Annotated in this window: 19 protein-coding genes, 1 tRNA gene and 1 riboswitch; of the genes, 8 read left to right on the top strand and 12 right to left on the bottom strand. The window is 38.2% G+C overall.

Annotation, left to right across the window (positions count from 1 at the left end; translation table 11 throughout):
• Positions 1–26 precede the first annotated feature (26 nt).
• Together lpxB and argF are read left to right on the top strand one after the other, a co-directional pair.
• Positions 27–1,199 carry a lipid-A-disaccharide synthase gene (gene lpxB / locus VB715_RS02265; RefSeq protein ID WP_323299566.1) on the top strand — a complete coding sequence of 391 codons (1,173 nt, stop codon included), beginning with the start codon at positions 27–29 and terminating at the stop codon, positions 1,197–1,199.
• A 78-nt stretch (positions 1,200–1,277) separates the two neighbouring features.
• Entirely contained in the window at positions 1,278–2,198 is a 921-nt protein-coding gene (argF, locus tag VB715_RS02260; RefSeq protein ID WP_323299565.1) for an ornithine carbamoyltransferase, read from the top strand.
• Positions 2,199–2,218: 20 nt separating this feature from the next.
• Here argF and VB715_RS02255 read toward each other — a convergent pair whose 3' ends face one another.
• The 3 genes from VB715_RS02255 to VB715_RS02245 form a co-directional block, all read right to left on the bottom strand.
• Positions 2,219–2,404 carry a type II toxin-antitoxin system RelE/ParE family toxin gene (locus VB715_RS02255; RefSeq protein WP_323299564.1) on the bottom strand — a complete coding sequence of 62 codons (186 nt, stop codon included), beginning with the start codon at positions 2,402–2,404 and terminating at the stop codon, positions 2,219–2,221.
• Positions 2,397–2,588, bottom strand: a complete 192-nt coding sequence (locus tag VB715_RS02250) for a hypothetical protein (RefSeq protein ID WP_323299563.1) — start codon at positions 2,586–2,588, stop codon at positions 2,397–2,399. Before VB715_RS02250 ends, VB715_RS02255 begins: the two co-directional genes overlap by 8 nt.
• Before the next feature lie 142 nt (positions 2,589–2,730).
• Positions 2,731–3,063: a hypothetical protein gene (locus tag VB715_RS02245; RefSeq protein WP_323299562.1), complete on the bottom strand. Its 333-nt coding sequence runs from the start codon at positions 3,061–3,063 to the stop codon at positions 2,731–2,733.
• Between the two features lie 277 nt (positions 3,064–3,340).
• Here VB715_RS02245 and VB715_RS02240 point away from each other — a divergent pair, with 277 nt between their 5' ends.
• Complete coding sequence (locus VB715_RS02240; protein WP_323290781.1) at positions 3,341–3,754, top strand: hypothetical protein; 414 nt, start codon at positions 3,341–3,343, stop codon at positions 3,752–3,754.
• Between the two features lie 48 nt (positions 3,755–3,802).
• Positions 3,803–5,998 carry a transglycosylase SLT domain-containing protein gene (locus VB715_RS02235; RefSeq protein WP_323299561.1) on the top strand — a complete coding sequence of 732 codons (2,196 nt, stop codon included), beginning with the start codon at positions 3,803–3,805 and terminating at the stop codon, positions 5,996–5,998.
• Between the two features lie 29 nt (positions 5,999–6,027).
• On the opposite strand, the gene VB715_RS02230 is transcribed toward VB715_RS02235, so the two are convergent.
• The 9 genes from VB715_RS02230 to VB715_RS02190 form a co-directional block, all read right to left on the bottom strand.
• Positions 6,028–6,216: a CPXCG motif-containing cysteine-rich protein gene (locus VB715_RS02230; protein ID WP_323299560.1), complete on the bottom strand. Its 189-nt coding sequence runs from the start codon at positions 6,214–6,216 to the stop codon at positions 6,028–6,030.
• Entirely contained in the window at positions 6,216–6,539 is a 324-nt protein-coding gene (locus VB715_RS02225) for a hypothetical protein (protein ID WP_323299559.1), read from the bottom strand. Before VB715_RS02225 ends, VB715_RS02230 begins: the two co-directional genes overlap by 1 nt.
• Positions 6,532–6,747 carry a hypothetical protein gene (locus tag VB715_RS02220; protein ID WP_323299558.1) on the bottom strand — a complete coding sequence of 72 codons (216 nt, stop codon included), beginning with the start codon at positions 6,745–6,747 and terminating at the stop codon, positions 6,532–6,534. Before VB715_RS02220 ends, VB715_RS02225 begins: the two co-directional genes overlap by 8 nt.
• Before the next feature lie 4 nt (positions 6,748–6,751).
• On the bottom strand, positions 6,752–6,961 hold the full coding sequence (locus VB715_RS02215; protein ID WP_323299557.1) for a DUF2811 domain-containing protein: 210 nt from the start codon (positions 6,959–6,961) through the stop codon (positions 6,752–6,754).
• Positions 6,962–7,402: 441 nt separating this feature from the next.
• A complete protein-coding gene (locus VB715_RS02210; protein ID WP_323299556.1) occupies positions 7,403–7,828 on the bottom strand; it encodes a hypothetical protein in 426 nt (141 codons plus the stop codon).
• A gap of 54 nt (positions 7,829–7,882) precedes the next feature.
• Positions 7,883–8,065 carry a DUF4278 domain-containing protein gene (locus VB715_RS02205; protein ID WP_323299555.1) on the bottom strand — a complete coding sequence of 61 codons (183 nt, stop codon included), beginning with the start codon at positions 8,063–8,065 and terminating at the stop codon, positions 7,883–7,885.
• 256 nt (positions 8,066–8,321) lie between these two features.
• A complete protein-coding gene (locus VB715_RS02200; RefSeq protein ID WP_323299554.1) occupies positions 8,322–8,477 on the bottom strand; it encodes a hypothetical protein in 156 nt (51 codons plus the stop codon).
• Positions 8,478–8,695: 218 nt separating this feature from the next.
• Positions 8,696–8,753: riboswitch (Glutamine riboswitch) on the bottom strand.
• 44 nt (positions 8,754–8,797) lie between these two features.
• The gene (locus tag VB715_RS02195) at positions 8,798–9,232 is read right to left on the bottom strand and encodes a hypothetical protein (protein WP_323299733.1); all 435 of its coding nucleotides are present in this window, start codon (positions 9,230–9,232) and stop codon (positions 8,798–8,800) included.
• Between the two features lie 166 nt (positions 9,233–9,398).
• Entirely contained in the window at positions 9,399–10,604 is a 1,206-nt protein-coding gene (locus tag VB715_RS02190; RefSeq protein WP_323299553.1) for a class I SAM-dependent methyltransferase, read from the bottom strand.
• Positions 10,605–10,847: 243 nt separating this feature from the next.
• Here VB715_RS02190 and VB715_RS02185 point away from each other — a divergent pair.
• The 4 genes from VB715_RS02185 to VB715_RS02170 all read left to right on the top strand — a co-directional run bounded on the left by VB715_RS02185 (position 10,848) and on the right by VB715_RS02170 (position 16,401).
• A tRNA-Gly gene (locus tag VB715_RS02185) sits at positions 10,848–10,919 on the top strand.
• Positions 10,920–10,950: 31 nt separating this feature from the next.
• Complete coding sequence (locus tag VB715_RS02180; RefSeq protein WP_323299552.1) at positions 10,951–12,990, top strand: class I SAM-dependent DNA methyltransferase; 2,040 nt, start codon at positions 10,951–10,953, stop codon at positions 12,988–12,990.
• 217 nt (positions 12,991–13,207) lie between these two features.
• Positions 13,208–13,603 (top strand): endonuclease domain-containing protein, encoded by a 396-nt coding sequence (locus VB715_RS02175; RefSeq protein WP_323299551.1) that lies wholly within the window; start codon positions 13,208–13,210, stop codon positions 13,601–13,603.
• 152 nt (positions 13,604–13,755) lie between these two features.
• Positions 13,756–16,401: an HsdR family type I site-specific deoxyribonuclease gene (locus VB715_RS02170; protein WP_323299550.1), complete on the top strand. Its 2,646-nt coding sequence runs from the start codon at positions 13,756–13,758 to the stop codon at positions 16,399–16,401.
• Positions 16,402–16,446 lie beyond the last annotated feature (45 nt).

Here is a 16,446-nt window from a genome sequence, read left to right as displayed (position 1 = left end):
GAGAATTACTGAACAATAAAAAAGTTATGCGAATTTTTATCAGCACTGGGGAAGTTTCTGGGGATTTACAGGGAGCAATGTTAGTTGAGGCCCTTTACCGACAAGCTAAAAGTCAAGAAATTCCTTTGGAAATTTTAGCACTGGGAGGGGATCTCATGGCAGCGGCCGGAGCTAAATTGTTGGGAAATACGGCGGCCATTAGTTCGATTGGCATTGTAGAATCTTTGCCGTTTATTATCCCGACTTGGTTGATGCAGCGTCGGGTTAAAGCCTATTTACGGGATAATCCCCCTGATCTTTTCATTCTTTTAGACTATATGGGGCCGAATGTTCCTTTTGGTCAATATGTCCGTAAAAGTTTACCCCAAGTGCCAATTATTTATTATATTGCCCCCCAGTCTTGGGTTTGGTCCCCCAATGATAAAACCATTGAAGAGTTTACGGAAATTACTGATTTACTTTTGGCAATTTTCCCGGAAGAGGCCCGATTTTTTGCAGAAAAAGGGGTAAAGGTGAAATGGGTGGGCCATCCTTTGTTGGATCGTATGGCAAAAGCTCCCAGTCGGGAAGCCACCCGTCAAGCTTTGGGATTAGATCCCCAACAACCTGTGATTGCTTTATTTCCGGCCTCTCGTTATCAAGAGTTAAAGTTCCATTTACCCTTGATTTGTCGTGCGGCCCAGAAATTACAGGAAAAAGTGCCGGATCTTCATTTTTTACTGCCGATTTCCTTAAATGAGTATCGCAGTACCGTTGAAACAGTGGTTAACCAACATCAATTATCCATTACCTTATTGGATGGACGGGCCATAGAAGCGATGGCCGCGGCAGATTTTGCGATCGCTAAGTCGGGAACAGTTAATTTAGAATTAGCTTTGTTGAATGTTCCTCAATTGGTATTATGTTTGGTAAGCCCCTTGACAATGTGGATTGCGCGGCATATTCTCAAGTTTTCTATTCCTTTTATGTCGCCCCCAAATTTAATTGTCATGGAAAATATTATCCCTGAATTATTACAGGAAGAAGCGACGGTGGAACGCATTGTGCAAGAGTCTTTAGATTTATTATTAAATACTGAACGCCGTCAAAAAACTCTTGTCGGTTATCAAAAGATGCGAACTTTGTTAGGGGATGTGGGGGTATGCGATCGCGCAGCTAACGAAATTTTAGCCTTTAAGGGGTCTTCTCAGCAAATATGAAGTCTCGGTTAGAAATCTCAGCAAACCTCTTGGAGATGGCTATAATAATAGCCTTGATAGATCAGGATTGAACTAACCATGACAACCCTCAAAGGCAGAGATATTTTAGGGATCGGCGATCTCAGCGCGGCAGAAATGGCTGAAGTGCTAGAATTAGGGGCGCAGCTAAAAAGTGGAGAGCGATCGCCCCATTGTCAAAAGGTTTTAGGACTCTTATTTTATAAAGCTTCTACCCGTACTCGTGTTTCTTTTTCCGTGGCCATGTATCAATTAGGAGGCCAAGTAATTGATCTTAATCCTAGTGTTACTCAAGTGGGAAGAGGGGAACCGATCACGGATACAGCAAGGGTTTTAGATCGTTATTTAGATATTTTAGCGGTACGAACTTTTAAACAATCGGATTTAGAAACCTTTGCTAAGTATGCAAATATTCCGATTATTAATGCCTTAAGTGATTTAGAACATCCTTGTCAAATTTTAGCGGATTTTATGACCATTCAAGAATTTTTTGGTCAAGTTTCTGGGATCACGGCAACTTATTTAGGAGATGGTAATAATGTGGCCCATTCTCTCATTTTAGGGGGAGCATTAATGGGTATGAAAATTCGGGTAGCAACCCCAAAAACCTATCAACCTGATCCGATGATTATTGAAAAGGCTAAACAATTAGCGGTAGAAGGGTTTGAAATTATTGTCACAGATGATCCTATTGCTGCGGTTGAGGGGTCACAGGTGCTTTATACTGATGTTTGGGCGAGTATGGGACAAGAGGATTTGGCCGAGTCAAGAATTCCTATTTTTGAATCCTATCAAGTCAATGAGAATTTGTTAAGTCATGCTGATAAAGATGCCATTGTTTTACACTGTTTACCGGCCCATCGTGGGGAAGAAATTACTGATGGGGTGATAGAAGGAAAACAGTCAAAAGTTTGGGATCAAGCTGAGAATAGAATGCACGCACAAAAGGCGTTAATGGTGAGTTTATTGGGGGTTGTTTAAGATTTTTTGATTCACTTTTATTAAATTAAATCATTAACGCGAACCCGATATAATTGATCTTCACCTTTCAGTTTAACAACACCAGAAGGGCGAGGATTTTTTTGTAGATTATCTAGACTTTCCCTAACCCGTTGCTTAACCAAAGGTGGTAATTTTCTAAATTCTTTGGCCGCTGATGTTTTAAATTTAATTTTATAATTAACCATCCAATTTACTTTCTGTTTCTAATTCTTGTTTTAATTCATCCCAAGAAATCTCTGATTCATCTTCTCGACTACGAGAAACCAAAATATCAAAAAAGTCTTCCCAAAGTTCTCCCCATTGTTCTAAGTCAATTAAAACGGCTTTTTTTTCGCCTTTTTCATTAATAACAAAGTTACTTCCTTTCATAATTATTTTGGGAAAATAGTATGCTATCTTTTATTTTACTCTAGAATAGGGATTTAAAACAGAAATTATTTTTAATTAATAGAAGGCAAGTCATAAATAAGGTGCATTAAACTTTGTTAATGCACCCTGAACATGATTGATTTTATCGACAGCCAATTGCGTCTTTTAAAACCAACTTAAGTTCTTTAGAAATGGGTAAATTATTAATTTCCTTACATAGATTTTTTTCCCCTTTTGAAGCTCGTTCTTGATAAATTCCCGTAAGCATAGCTTGTAGTCCGTATTTAGTCAAAGCATCGGATGCTAGTCCAATAATTCCTAGTAACACTATTCCTCCTATCATTCCTCCTGGCCCCAACATAGCTAATGCTGCCGTAATTGCAGCAGCACCTGCTAACCCCGTTGTTGCCATTGTAATTAACAGAATAACAGCAGGTAGGCCAACTCCTGCCAATTTCTGAACTACCTCATCCATAACTCTTAACTCCTTTGAGCAAATTAACTTTATAGATATAATTCCCCAAAATTGAGCTTAACTAACAGCATTAGAAAATAAAAAAAATTTTAAGTTGGGTAGCTCGTAATATTGAATATCTTATTAGTTACACTAAATTTTTGTGATAATTAACTGACAATAAGTCACAAAAATGACAGTTTTTTGCCCATAAATTCGGTAGGATATAAATATCCCGCTTATGTATATGTAATCCTTAAAAGTTGTACCAAAATATTGATCCTAGGAGCAAACAACCATGAAAATTCCTTCTACTCTTGTTCTGATAACTCTGATTAGTACAGGGGTTAGTCTCCTTACTCCTGCTAAAACTAACGCCCAAATTAACGTCGGGCCAAATCTTTCCGTTCCTTCTAGACAATGCTATCCTGGTGCGTTTAACTGTGGAGCAGCAAGCTTTAGTGAAGATATGCACTACAACCGTCAAATTTACTTCCAAACGCCGGAAAAAATCATCCAAAATTTCCATCGGGAACGCACCCAAAGAGCTTGTTTAGGACGCACCATTACCAGTCCTCCTCCTCCCCGTAACCCTAATTGTGATGAATATCTTAACCGTATTGAAGCACTAGATCAAAAAACACCTGTTATCCTTTTAAGGGAAGCACAACAACGAGAGGTAGATAGATTTTATCCCAACGTTCCCAAATAAACCCAGAAGGTTAATAATAGATCCTTAAACGTTGTTTGTGGGAATGGAATGTTAAAGCCACTCAAAGATAAACGCCCCCTTTTCATTGCTTCAGGTGTTCTGTTATTCAGTGTGAGCAGCATGATCCTACTGACTCCCAAAGTCGTAGAATTTATGGAGCAACAACAACAAGTTAAGATAGAAGCGGCCCTAAAGGAAGATCCCAGTAAACCTTCTGTTGTCTTAACCTTAGCGGAACTTCCCCCCGAACAACGGGATCAAAAACTTCAGGAAATTGCAGCATCAGAAACCCTTTCGTTAGAACGAAGTCGGGCCCGCTATTTATTAGCTAACGATCTCTTGGCCAAATATGAAGGAGGCCCTGCGTTACGACAGCTAGAAGGGCTAGAAGATGAATATCCGACCCTAGTACCCTATATTCTCCTCAAACGGGGTCGAGGCTACGAATTAACCAATGAACCTGAAAAGGCCCAAGAAACTTGGAAACAGCTAGTAGAAACCTATGCTGACTCCTTAGCATCTGCTGAAGCTTTATATAAGTTAGGAAAATTTGACCCCCTATACTGGGATCAAGGGATTGAAAAATTTCCTCAACATCCCAAAATTCAAGAAATAATTCGTCAACGTCTCAAAGAGAACCCCAAACAACCTAAATTATTGTTGTTATTGGCTCAATATGTCCCTAATGAGATAGAAACCAATACTATCCGCGATCGCCTGATTAAAGATTATTCTAGCCAACTGACTGCCGAAAATTGGCAATTTATCGCTGATGGTTATTGGGCAACTAATGAATATAATAAAGCCGCCCAAGCTTATCAAAAAGCCCCGAAAACCCCTCAAAATTTCTATCGCATTGCCAGGGGACAACAATTACAGCCGAAAGGCAATAATAAAGAGGCGGTTATTGCTGCTTATCGACAAGTGATGTTTGGGTTTCCTAATTCTCCAGAGGCGGCCATGGCCTTGCAACGACTGGCGAAATTGTCCCCCTCAGAAACCGCTATTAGTTATCTAAACCAAATCATCCAAAAATTCCCGGAACAAGCCCCAGAAGCCCTTGTAAATAAGGCTGAGTTACTGGATAAACTCAACCGCAAAGCTGAAGCGGCCAAAGTTCGTCAAGATCTATTATCTAAATATCCCAATGCTGAGGCGACGGCTGACTATCGTTGGCAAGTGGCACAACGGGCAGCAGCAAAAGGGGACTTAGTAAAAGCTTGGACTTGGGCCCAACCCATTTCAACCAATAGCCCTGATAGTTCCGTGGCCCCCAAAGCGGCCTTTTGGGTAGGAAAATGGGCCCAACAGTTGGGACGGGGCCAGGATGCTAAATCTGCTTTTGAACACGTGGTGGCTTCTCATCCCCAATCCTACTATGCTTGGCGGTCTGCTGTGCAATTAGGCTGGGATGTGGGGAATTTTAATGATGTGCGTCAAGTTTTGCCGACGGTCAATAAACCGAACGTTCGTTCCATTCCTCCTGCTGGTTCGGAAATGTTTCAGGAGTTGTACCGTCTAGGGGAAGATCAAGATGCCATTACTTTATTTAAGGCAGAAATGGGCGATCGCCAAGAACTTACGGTTAATGAAAGCTTTACGGATGCTTTATTAAAGTTAGTTCAAGGAAAAAATCTTCAAGGTATTAATCAGGTTTGGAACCTTAAACATAAAGATGAACCTGAACAAGAAAAAGAATGGCAACAACTGAGACAAACTTCTGAATATTGGCACGCCTTATTCCCCTTTCCTTTTTATCAAACGATTATGAAGTGGTCACAAGATCGTAAATTAAATCCCCTTTTAGTTACGTCTTTAATGCGTCAAGAATCTCGGTTTGAACCCGAAATTAAATCTCCTGTCGGGGCAACGGGTTTAATGCAGGTGATGCCAGCAACTGGGGAATGGGTGGCTAATAAGATTAATTTGAAAAAATATTCTTTAAAAAATCCCAATGACAATGTTAATTTAGGCACTTGGTACTTAAATTATACCCATGAAGAATATCAGAATAATTCCTTGTTAGCAGTTGCAAGTTATAATGCTGGCCCTGGCAATGTTGCTAAGTGGATGAGACAGTATAAGGTAAGTGATCCTGATGCTTTTGTGGAGAAAATTCCTTTCAAAGAAACCAGAGGTTATGTAGAATCTGTCTTTGGTAACTATTGGAATTATTTACGGATTTATAACCCTGAAATTGCTCAATTATTGGCTCAATATGGTCACCAAAATTTAACTAAATAGTTGATGTAGGGATAATTCATGAATTGTCCCTACTCTTGATAATCACTATTGATTGTTACTTCTAAGGTGTTTTCATCAACCTCTAAATAGAGAATATTAGGACGACAACAGACTTGACAATCTTCAATATAGGATTGAGAATTACCCGCACTAATATCAATAAATGTTGTGTTAATTTCTCCACAAAATGCACAAGTATAATCGGCTGTTGTTTCCATTATTGATTTATATAACGACAGTCTTGTTCAGTTGAACTATTAGGACATTCAATAGAAACAGCCTGTCCTTTCCTATCTGTTGCTCGACAGTTAATCCAACCATCTTGATTATTATTTAAACCATCGCAGTTAATTGCATTTAAACTATTGCCCCTCGCAAATAGCCGCAAATTTTTTTCAGCCCCTTGGCGAATTTGACGACTTTCTGGATTTTCTAAGAGGTTAGAAAAGGCAATAATAAAAACGATAGTGATAATAATACCAGCAATTAATAGGTTAATAAAACTAAAAACAGACTGTTTTTTAAGTTGATATTTACTCACCGTAACACCGATAAGAATCTAATTCTCTTAATAAAGAAAAAGCCGCACTTTCTGACTTAGCAATTGGCTTGAGACAGGCAATAACCTGAGACAGTTTTTCACCTGTTGTTGGTGTTTCTAAGGGAGGTACATCAGGAAACACTTGAGAAAAGGCTTTTAATCGTTCTCTTGTTTTCCAGGGAAGGGGAATTAAATCTTTGGCTTTCATGGCTTTAAACTGTCTTGAGTCTAGGAATTTTTGGATGATGAGTGGACAAAGAGTTAGGAAGAGTAGACTGAATTTTTTGCTCAGTTAAAAAGTGGGAAACAGCTAAAGTCATTACTTCATTAAAATCTAAAGGCGAATGACTTTCAAGGAAGGTTTTGAGCAAGAGATATGTCTCTTCAGGAATTTCTATTTCAAGGGCGATAGGAGTTTCCATTTCTTATTTAGGTAAAATTAACATTTAGAGAAAGAGAAACAATTTTATTTAGGTGAAATTATGGTAAATAGGGACTGCTTATTAGTCATGAATTACATTAGACTTAAGTATGCTAACACAGTATTTAGAAAAAGTTTTGGGGTTTTTTTCAACAGCCACTAATTTAACACTTTTCCCCACAAATTGGGACTAATGCTGAATTTCTGTGAGAGTCTGTTGAAAATATTTAAAACCTTGTGGAAAACTCAGGGTAAACTGTGGACAAATGTTCATTTGTTTGGGGAAAAGTGAAAATTAATCAAGGTCAATCAAGATAAATTGTAACAAAGTTTAAGCTTTAGAGATTTTTCATTACACTAAGGGTTGAGTTTGATGAGAGAGGCTAAAAAAAGTGACTTGGGGAGAAAAGTCACTTAAAGCTTGAAATATTGATATTTTTGATTAGGAATAATCGACACACATTTGACTCAAATCTTGAGATTCTTTTTCTAATAAACTAATTAAAAATTCATCTCCTTTGACTTTAGCAATTCTCAATCTATTTTCGAGATTACGATAAATATTGCCTAAATGAATTTTAGTAACTTCATTCAGGGAAACTTCTGAGGAACTGGCCACAAAAACGGAACAAACAGGAGCTTTTTGTCTAGGAATAGGTTGATTTTCCAGGATAGGAATAGAAGAAGTATGGTTCTTAATGCTTCCATATTGTCGATATAGGTTAGCTGGATCTTGTCTAATATGTCTAGGATAGTTATATTTCCAGGCTTGTCCCTGATGTCTTTGCCTAGTGGTTTCATGATCTAGATCCAGCGCATTCAACTGGTTGTCATCCACTAAGGGATAATGAGAAGGTTCGTGTTTCATGTCAATTTTTCCTAAATAAATGTTTAAAAAAAGAAGGTGAATTAAAATGATAAATTAACCTTGCATATAATGAATTCCTCGATAAATCATGTCTTTAATGACATGATGACGACGTGATTTCTCATAGCAGTGCTTTTTCCAGTGAACACCACGATAGGTTCCCTCAACTTCTCCGTCACTGGGTTCGATCATAACGGGTTGATGATTATAGGGAATACCTCGAAAAGAGAGTTTCATAGTAGGACTGCCTCCGATTGCGTCTCCCTTGACTCCCAGGCAAGCAACAGGAATCTTGAGGGAAATAATTTTATATTCTGTATCTATTGTTACACTTTTAGGGGAAAAATGTCAGGGATTCATAAAAATTCAAAATTCCTAGGGGAAACTCGGTAACTGTTGCCCAACAATTACTTAAGATAGAAAAGCGTCGCTAAAAAAGAGCAACAGAACCAATATTCTGTCACCCTTTTTCAATTTTCAGCAAATTGTCCGTCTAGCGATAGTAGTAGGTCTTTTCAGCTTCTAATTGCCGAATCAGACTCTCATTACCTTTTGCTCTTGCGATTTCAAGACGATGCTCCAAACTTTTGAGAATGTTAGAGCGATGAACTTGATCCGCGTCGGTTAAATGTTGTTGTTTATGTGTCATGACTAATCCCTCCTTATGCTTTAAAAGAATCAACAGTAAGACCAACTTCTGATGCTGCTCGTTGCAACATAGACTGCTGTCGGTTTTGCTGTTTACAGCGGTTTTGAGAGATTAAAAAACGAGATTGGGATCGAATTGAAGCCAACTCGTTAGGATGATTACCAGATATATGATTTAAGCGCATAACGCCTCCTTCCAAATCGTAGTGGATTGAATGAGGCGCGTTCCTTCGGGGGTGTTTTCCCTACTTCCGTCTGTCAACGACAGATGAACGATTTATCCTTGTTTGATCTCATTGTAACATTTTTAACAAAAAGTGGCTACTGTTTTGCTTTGAGAAAGGGTGAGTCCCCTGCTTTTTCGGGATAAAGATGTTCGAGCAGAAAATCGACGGTTGTTTGGTTGAGCCACCCTTTTAGTACCGCTAACGCGCCAACTCTTACCCAGAGTCGCCCTTGTTCTTGTTCTGATAAAATAACCTTGAGTTGCTGCTCATCTAGTAACCCGGCTTCTCTGAGATAATAGCCTAAAGACTTTGGGGAACCTTGTTGAGCTTGCTGCACAATAATATTCCATCGCTCAGCAAAAAAGTCTGCCGTTTGTTGTTTAACCCATCCGTTATTGGCTAAAATCTCTCCAAGAAGGCGTTTAGGCTGTTGGGTTTGTTCTGTCAGGGCAGCTTCAACTTGGGCAGGGGTGACTAATTTGGCTTGGGCTAAGATTGCACCAAGGGGTTGTGTTGACTGAGATTTCATCGCCACGTAACGTTCCTCCGTTTTAGGGGTTCTGGGTCTTGTGACTATTATTCCCAATTTGTCCTAGTTAGTTTCACTGATGGGAAAGTTTTTTTTAATCCTGATCGCCTAGTATTTTTGAACTAATAAAATAATCAGGCTAAGGACTCCACAAGAAAGACTTAAATTATTGTTTGAAAGGACTCAACATAATTAATTGTTGTTGCTGCAAAGATCGAACCCCATCTAATTCTAAAGCAACTGAATCTAAAATTTCCTTAACCGTTAATTCCCCATTACAAGCTTGGATAAAACCATATTCAAGATCACTTAAACTGACGGGTTGATAATCATAATTCAGAATACTTTGACTTGGCCAACCAAACATACAAGGATGGGGTTCAGGAATAGCAGATAATAGGTTTTTATCTGATGACCAATCACTCTTAATAATCGGGGGTTTTCCTAAGAAAAATTCGTAATGAGTAATATTTTCAGGATCGAGTAATTCAATTAGACGATATCGTTGGCGATCGCTTAAATTATCTCCCCGTTTTATTAATTCTTCTGACTGGCCAATTAACCGTTCTAACTCCCAATATTGAGGATTAGAAAAGCCGATAAATTCTAATTCTGATGCCTCAATTAATTCAAACAAAGTATCAATATTGTAATCTGTTTCTTGAGGGTGAACATACATATCTGCAAAGGATTCATCTCGATGATTTTCTAATGACCATCTTTCCTTTTCTCGCTTGACAATTCGGTTATTTTCTGGTAAATGTTTAAACAATTCTCGACCGACAAAAACCCCATCTTTGTAGTCTCCTTTTTGCTCACCTTGTAGCAAAGAAATGGCTTTTTGCATTAATTGAATTTCCCATCTTCCTAATTCTGCATAGACAAAAATATGAAAAATTCCACCAGGGGCCAACTTTTTCGCTAACGCTTTAATTCCTGCGATGGGATCAGGTAAATGATGCAATACTCCTACACAATTAATTAAATCAAATTCCCCGGATAATTGATCAGCTTCTTCTAAGTTTAAATGATGAAAAGAAATAGGGGCTTTATGATTAGTTGAAACCCCGGATTGTTGACAACGTTGCTGAGCAATTTCTAGGGCTTTTTCACTCAGATCAATTCCCACAATTTCCGCATGAGGATTGAGTAAAATCAAGTATTCTGTGCCAACTCCTGTACCACATCCCGCATCTAAAATACGGACTTTTTCTGTGGCCGGTTTTCTCCCTGTACAAAAATTATAAGCCGCCAGCCAATTCCATCGCCAATTATAGCCTGGAGGTGGCTCATCTAATAAGGGTTCCGGGGGGAAAGGATAGGTGTTGTAAAGACGTTGAACTGCTGAACTTTGTTGAGATTTTTTCGTCATAGTGAGGAGTAATTAAACCAAAAGATAATTAAGGGTTTGTAACGTAAACTTTTCCCTTAAACAGCCTTTCTAATTATATCAAAAAATGAACCATAAAAATAATATCTTTGTTTTTTAGCACAGCATCTACAGAAAACTGGTAGAATATGACGTATTAACATAAAGTACCGTTTGGTGTATTCTATTATTGATGAAACTCGAACAATTAGAGTTATTTTTGTTGGGTCAGATTATGAATAAACTGCGGATATAGTTCAGTGGTAGAACGTCAGCTTCCCATGCTGAATGTCGTGGGTTCGAGTCCCATTATCCGCTTATCGGTTTTTAGGGTGAGAAAGAACACTGAATGAACACAGAACAACTAAAACAGCTTGAAGATGATTTATGGGCTGCTGCGGATAATCTGCGGGCTAATACGGATTTAAAATCTAGTGAGTATGCAACCCCCGTTTTAGGGTTAATTTTTCTGAAGTTTGCTGATAATAAATATTGTCAAGCTGAAGCAGAAATTATCGAAGAATATGAGAAACTCCAAGGGGGAAGACGACAGAAGGGGGTTGAACAAATAGCTATAGAAAAATGTGGTTTTTATCTACCAGAAAATGCTCGTTATAATTACTTGTTAAATTTGCCTGAAAAGGAAGATATAGCCAAAAAAATCAAAGAGGCAATGCAGTCTATAGAGGAATATAAACCAGAGTTAGATGGAGTATTACCCAAGGATGAATATTTCCCCTTAACTCGCACTGATAGAACAATTCCTGCTCAATTATTAAAGAATTTCTCGAATATTCCCCTTGATGCTACTGGAGATGTTTTTGGTAAAATATATGAGTATTTTTTAGGCAAATTTGCTTTAAGTGAAGGGCAAAAAGGGGGTGAGTTTTTTACTCCGACTTCAGTGGTAAAGTTGATGGTAGAAATTATTGAACCCCATCAAGGAACGGTTTATGATCCTGCTTGTGGTTCGGGGGGAATGTTCGTACAATCTCAACAGTTTGTACAGCGTCGTCGTCAACTATTAGGGCAGGAATATTATCAAGATGAATTATATGTTTATGGACAAGAAAAGACTTTAGATACTGTAAAATTAGCGAAAATGAACCTCGCTGTTAATGGGTTACGGGGGGAAGTTAAACAGGCGAATAGTTATAGTGAAAATCCTTTTGATAGTTTTGAAAAGTTTGACTATGTAATGGCAAATCCTCCTTTTAATGTGGATGATGTACCCATTGCGACGGTGGAAAATGATCCTCGTTTTAATAGTTATGGTATCCCCCGTAATAAGACAAAAGTGAGTAAAAAGGATCAGGGTAAAGAAACTGTTCCTAATGCTAATTATTTGTGGATTAATTTGTTTGCCACGTCTTTAAAAGAAAAGGGACGGGCAGCTTTAGTTATGGCTAATTCTGCTTCTGATGCTCGTCATAGTGAGGCTGAAATTAGAGAAAATCTAATTAAAAATAATCTGATCTATGGAATGCGTACGTTACCTTCAAATATGTTTTATACGGTGACGTTACCTGCTACTTTGTGGTTTTTTGATCGAGCTAAATCTGATGATAAAATTCTCTTTATTGATGCTCGTAATATCTTCACACAAATTGATCGCGCTCATCGAGAATTTAGTGAAGAACAAATTCAAAATATCGCTATTATTAGTAAATTACATCGTGGGGAAATAGAGGCTTTTATTCGTTTAATTGATGATTATTTTGCTCAAGGAATGGCTTGTTTATTGGAGAATAAGGAACAGGTAGAACCCGTCAGCGAACAATTATTAGAGGTTTTGGGCGATCAAGAGGGAAAACAGGCGGTTCAGGAGTTATTGAGTCATTGGCAAGGTTTAGGGGCGTTATACAGTCATTATCAAGCTTATCAGGAACAATTAGATTTTCAGGCGATCGCAGAAGCAAATAAGCAGCAAAGGGCGTTAAGGGCGTATTTTGACCCGTTTTTTGCCAATTTACACGCAGGGTTAAAGGTACTTGATAAAATTGTCCGTCGTCAAGAGAAGGCAACGGGAAATAAACAACGGGGAATGAAGCAGCTAAAAGAAGCATTAGAGCAGTTGCACAAGGAAGTGAAAGCTTCTGAGGGTTTTTATCGTCATATTCACTGGTTACAGGAAAGGTTCCCAGAGGCAGTATATGAGGATGTGACGGGGTTATGTAGGTTAGCAACGCCGGAGGAGGTCAAAGAACAGGATTTTTCCCTGAATCCGGGGCGTTATGTGGGGGTGGTGATAGAGGAAGATGGCAAGACTGAGGAGGAGTTTATTGAGGAACTTTTGGCGATGAATCAACAGTTAGAGACGTTAAATGAGGAGGCGATCGCGTTAGCAGATGTGATCGGTGTCAATATCAAGGCGTTGACCGAGGATTAATATTGAATATGCTCGAATTTCTCCCCCCTTTCAAAGGGGGGACTAAGGGGGGTTAAACCCTACGCTACCCACTGATAACCCCTCCCTAACCCTCCCCTTACAAAGGGGAGGGGACAAGATACCGGACGGGATAAATCGGGGAGGGGACAAGATGCCGGACGGTATAAATCGGGGAGGGGACAAGATGCCGGATGGGATAAAATCGGAGGAATTTTCGATGACAGAACTTTATAATAAATCTTGTGAGAAGGATAAACGTCGATCGCTTCGCAATAATATGCCTCCTGCGGAAAAACTCCTCTGGGCAAGGTTACGAGGGCGACAGGTGGAAGGGGCTAAGTTTCGGCGACAGTACAGTATTGGTGGGTTTGTGGTAGATTTTTATGTGCCAGAGTTGCGACTGGCGATCGAAGTTGATGGGCCAAGTCATTTAGGGGCAGAAGCTCAAGCTTATGATGCCCAACGACAGGCGTTTATTGAGTCTTTCGGGACTCGTTTTTTGCGGTTTACTAATCAACAAGTTTATCAAGAATTAGATGCTGTGGTTGAAGCGATCGCTCTTGTCATCCTCGATATGCGCTCTCTTAGTCCCCCCTTTCAAAGGGGGGACTAAGGGGGGTCAAACTTTACGCTACCCACTGATAACCCCTCCCTAACCCTCCCCTTACAAAGGGGAGGGGACAAGATACCGGACGGGCCAAAATCGGGGAGGGGACAAGATACCCATCGGGTTTAATAGTGTTCAATAACCCATCGGGTTTAACAGTGTTAAACCCCTACAAAATGTCTGTCCTCAATTTTAATTCGTCAAAAGTTAGAAGAAGTAACAATCAAGAAATTAGTTATAATGCCACCAGTTTAGAATATGTTATAGAGGGACTTTGTAACCCTGAGCAACTTTTAGATTATATTGAAAATTTTATATTATTTCGGAATAAAGACGGCATAGAAACTAAAATCATCGCCCAAAATCATCAATTTTTAGGAGTAAATAATGCCTATGAACGATTTCTACAACGGAACGAATACAACGGAAAATTAGGCGTATTTTGGCATACTCAGGGGTCAGGTAAAAGCTTTTCTATGGTTTTCTATGCAAGAAAAATCTCGCGTAAACTGACAGGTAACTTTTGCTTTGTTATTATTACAGATAGAACAGATCTCAATGATCAGATTCATAAAAACTTTGTCTATACTGGCACTATTGGACCAAAAGATGAGGTAAAACCAAACAACGCTGAACAAATGCGAAAATATCTCTCTCAAAATAAAAAATTTATATTTACTTTAATTCAAAAATTCCGCTACGATAAAAATAAAAAATATCCTCGTCTTTTTGACCCAGAAAAAGAAACAAGAGAAATCATTGTTATGGTAGATGAGGCACACCGTACCCAATATAAAGACTTAGCAGAAAATATGCGAGAAGGTTTAAAAGGGGCGCATTTTATCGCTTTTACAGGTACTCCCTTATTAGGAAAAGAACGGAAAACAAATAAATGGTTTGGTGACTATGTTTCAGAATATAACTTTCAAGATGCAATGGCAGATAACGCCACCGTACCGCTATTTTATGAGAAGCGCGTACCCCAAATGTTGATCCAAAATGAAGATCTAAATGATGAATTTTATCAACTGCTAGAAGATGAAAATATAGATAAAGCACAACAAGAAAAATTAGAACGTAAATATGCAAAAGAATTAGAAATAATTAAACGAGATGATCGCTTAAATACTATTGCCAGGGATATTGTATATCATTTTCCCCGTCGCGGTTATTTAGGAAAAGCAATGGTCATAAGTGTAGATAAATTTACTGCTATTAAAATGTATGAAAAAGTACAACAACAATGGAAAACAGAAATTAAACGACTACGGGGACTTATTAATACTACCACCAACCAAATAGAAAAAGCCCGTTTTAAAAAGATGGTTGAATATATGAAAACCGTTGAAATGGCAGTAGTTATTAGTGACCCCAACACAGACAAAGAAAAGTTTGAAAAACAAGGATTAAATATACAACCTCATCTTAAAAGATTAGAACAAATAGATGAACATGGCCACGATATAGAACATAATTTTAAGAATGAAAAACATCCCTTGCAAATTGTCTTTGTTTGTGCTATTTGGTTAACAGGATTTGATGCCGAAACCGTCTCTACATTGTATCTAGATAAACCCATGAAAGGTCATACATTGATGCAAACTATCGCCCGTGCAAACCGTGTTACATCCTATCAAATAGAAAGTTATAACGGTAAATTAATAGAAAAGAAAAACGGCGAAATTATAGATTATTATAATGTATTTCGTAATATGCAAGAAGCCCTCAAAGAGTATGGACAGGGACAAAATAACTCAGAAGAAATGCCAGTACAAGAGAAAACAGAACTCTTTAGATTATTAAATGATGCTATCTTAGAAACCTTGAATTTTTGCCGCGATCGCCATATTGATTTAGAGTCTATTACAGAAGATAATAATACATTTAAAAATATTGGTAAATTTAACACATTTGCTGACATTCTCCTCAGTAAAGATGACTGGAGAAAAGCCTTTAATGTTTATGATAATACCGTTTCTTCCCTTTACGAAGCCTGTAAACCCGAAATATTAGAACAGGAAGTTCAACAACGTCAAAAAATAGCAATTATTCAATATTTACGAGGAATAATTGATAGTTTAGTCGAAAAAGTAAACATAGATGATGTAAGTTTTAGCATCTCAGAATTATTAGATGAAAGTGTTATAGTAGATGAGGGTGAAAAATTCAACCAACAGGAACATCAAGCAACCTATCAAGTCATCCAAAAAGGCAAAATATGGGATCTCAGTAAAATTGACTTTGAACAACTCAAAGCAGACTTTCCTGCAATACAATATAAACATATTCAAATTGCTGAAATAAGAGCATTTATTGAAGATAAACTGCAAAAAATGATGCAACAAAATCAAACTAGAATAAATTTTACAGAACGTTTACAAACAATTATTGATCGTTATAACGCCGGAAACTCTGCAACAGAAAACTATTTTGAAGACTTAGTAAACTTTATTCAAGACTTAGACACAGAAGATAAACGTCATATTAGAGAAGGGTTAACAGAAGACGAATTAGAATTATTTGATCTGTTGAAAAAAGACAAATTCACCCAAACAGAAACCCAAAAAGTCAAACTCGCAGCCAAAGATTTAATTAAACGAATAAAAGAAGCAAAACCGCCAGTTTTAGTGCAAGACTGGTGGAAAGATAGCCGTACAAAAATGGGAGTTCAAACCGCCATAGAAAAAGTGCTAGACGACAACTTACCTAATAGTTATGATCGTGTTATCTTCAAAGAAAAATGTGAGCGCATCTTTGACCTAATTATTGATTTTGCCGCCAATGGTAAAAAATGGGTAGCCTAGGGACGAACAGCCGTTCGCCCCGACAAATATCAAATATTTTGGGAG

This window comes from Crocosphaera sp. UHCC 0190, from assembly GCF_034932065.1.
Taxonomy (GTDB): Bacteria; Cyanobacteriota; Cyanobacteriia; order Cyanobacteriales; family Microcystaceae; genus UHCC-0190.
The sequence above is the reverse complement of the archived record's forward strand: the minus strand, read 5'-3'. Positions and strand labels throughout refer to the sequence as shown.

Excerpts from the sequence above, each read along its gene's own strand:
- lpxB (WP_323299566.1), top strand. The coding sequence starts at position 27 with ATGCGAATTTTTATCAGCACTGGGGAAGTTTCTGGGGATTTACAGGGA.
- argF (WP_323299565.1), top strand. The coding sequence starts at position 1,278 with ATGACAACCCTCAAAGGCAGAGATATTTTAGGGATCGGCGATCTCAGC.
- VB715_RS02255 (WP_323299564.1), bottom strand. The coding sequence starts at position 2,404 with ATGGTTAATTATAAAATTAAATTTAAAACATCAGCGGCCAAAGAATTT.
- VB715_RS02250 (WP_323299563.1), bottom strand. The coding sequence starts at position 2,588 with ATGAAAGGAAGTAACTTTGTTATTAATGAAAAAGGCGAAAAAAAAGCC.
- VB715_RS02245 (WP_323299562.1), bottom strand. The coding sequence starts at position 3,063 with ATGGATGAGGTAGTTCAGAAATTGGCAGGAGTTGGCCTACCTGCTGTT.
- VB715_RS02240 (WP_323290781.1), top strand. The coding sequence starts at position 3,341 with ATGAAAATTCCTTCTACTCTTGTTCTGATAACTCTGATTAGTACAGGG.
- VB715_RS02235 (WP_323299561.1), top strand. The coding sequence starts at position 3,803 with ATGTTAAAGCCACTCAAAGATAAACGCCCCCTTTTCATTGCTTCAGGT.
- VB715_RS02230 (WP_323299560.1), bottom strand. The coding sequence starts at position 6,216 with ATGGAAACAACAGCCGATTATACTTGTGCATTTTGTGGAGAAATTAAC.
- VB715_RS02220 (WP_323299558.1), bottom strand. The coding sequence starts at position 6,747 with ATGAAAGCCAAAGATTTAATTCCCCTTCCCTGGAAAACAAGAGAACGA.
- VB715_RS02215 (WP_323299557.1), bottom strand. The coding sequence starts at position 6,961 with ATGGAAACTCCTATCGCCCTTGAAATAGAAATTCCTGAAGAGACATAT.
- VB715_RS02210 (WP_323299556.1), bottom strand. The coding sequence starts at position 7,828 with ATGAAACACGAACCTTCTCATTATCCCTTAGTGGATGACAACCAGTTG.
- VB715_RS02205 (WP_323299555.1), bottom strand. The coding sequence starts at position 8,065 with ATGAAACTCTCTTTTCGAGGTATTCCCTATAATCATCAACCCGTTATG.
- VB715_RS02200 (WP_323299554.1), bottom strand. The coding sequence starts at position 8,477 with ATGACACATAAACAACAACATTTAACCGACGCGGATCAAGTTCATCGC.
- VB715_RS02195 (WP_323299733.1), bottom strand. The coding sequence starts at position 9,232 with ATGAAATCTCAGTCAACACAACCCCTTGGTGCAATCTTAGCCCAAGCC.
- VB715_RS02190 (WP_323299553.1), bottom strand. The coding sequence starts at position 10,604 with ATGACGAAAAAATCTCAACAAAGTTCAGCAGTTCAACGTCTTTACAAC.
- VB715_RS02180 (WP_323299552.1), top strand. The coding sequence starts at position 10,951 with ATGAACACAGAACAACTAAAACAGCTTGAAGATGATTTATGGGCTGCT.
- VB715_RS02175 (WP_323299551.1), top strand. The coding sequence starts at position 13,208 with ATGACAGAACTTTATAATAAATCTTGTGAGAAGGATAAACGTCGATCG.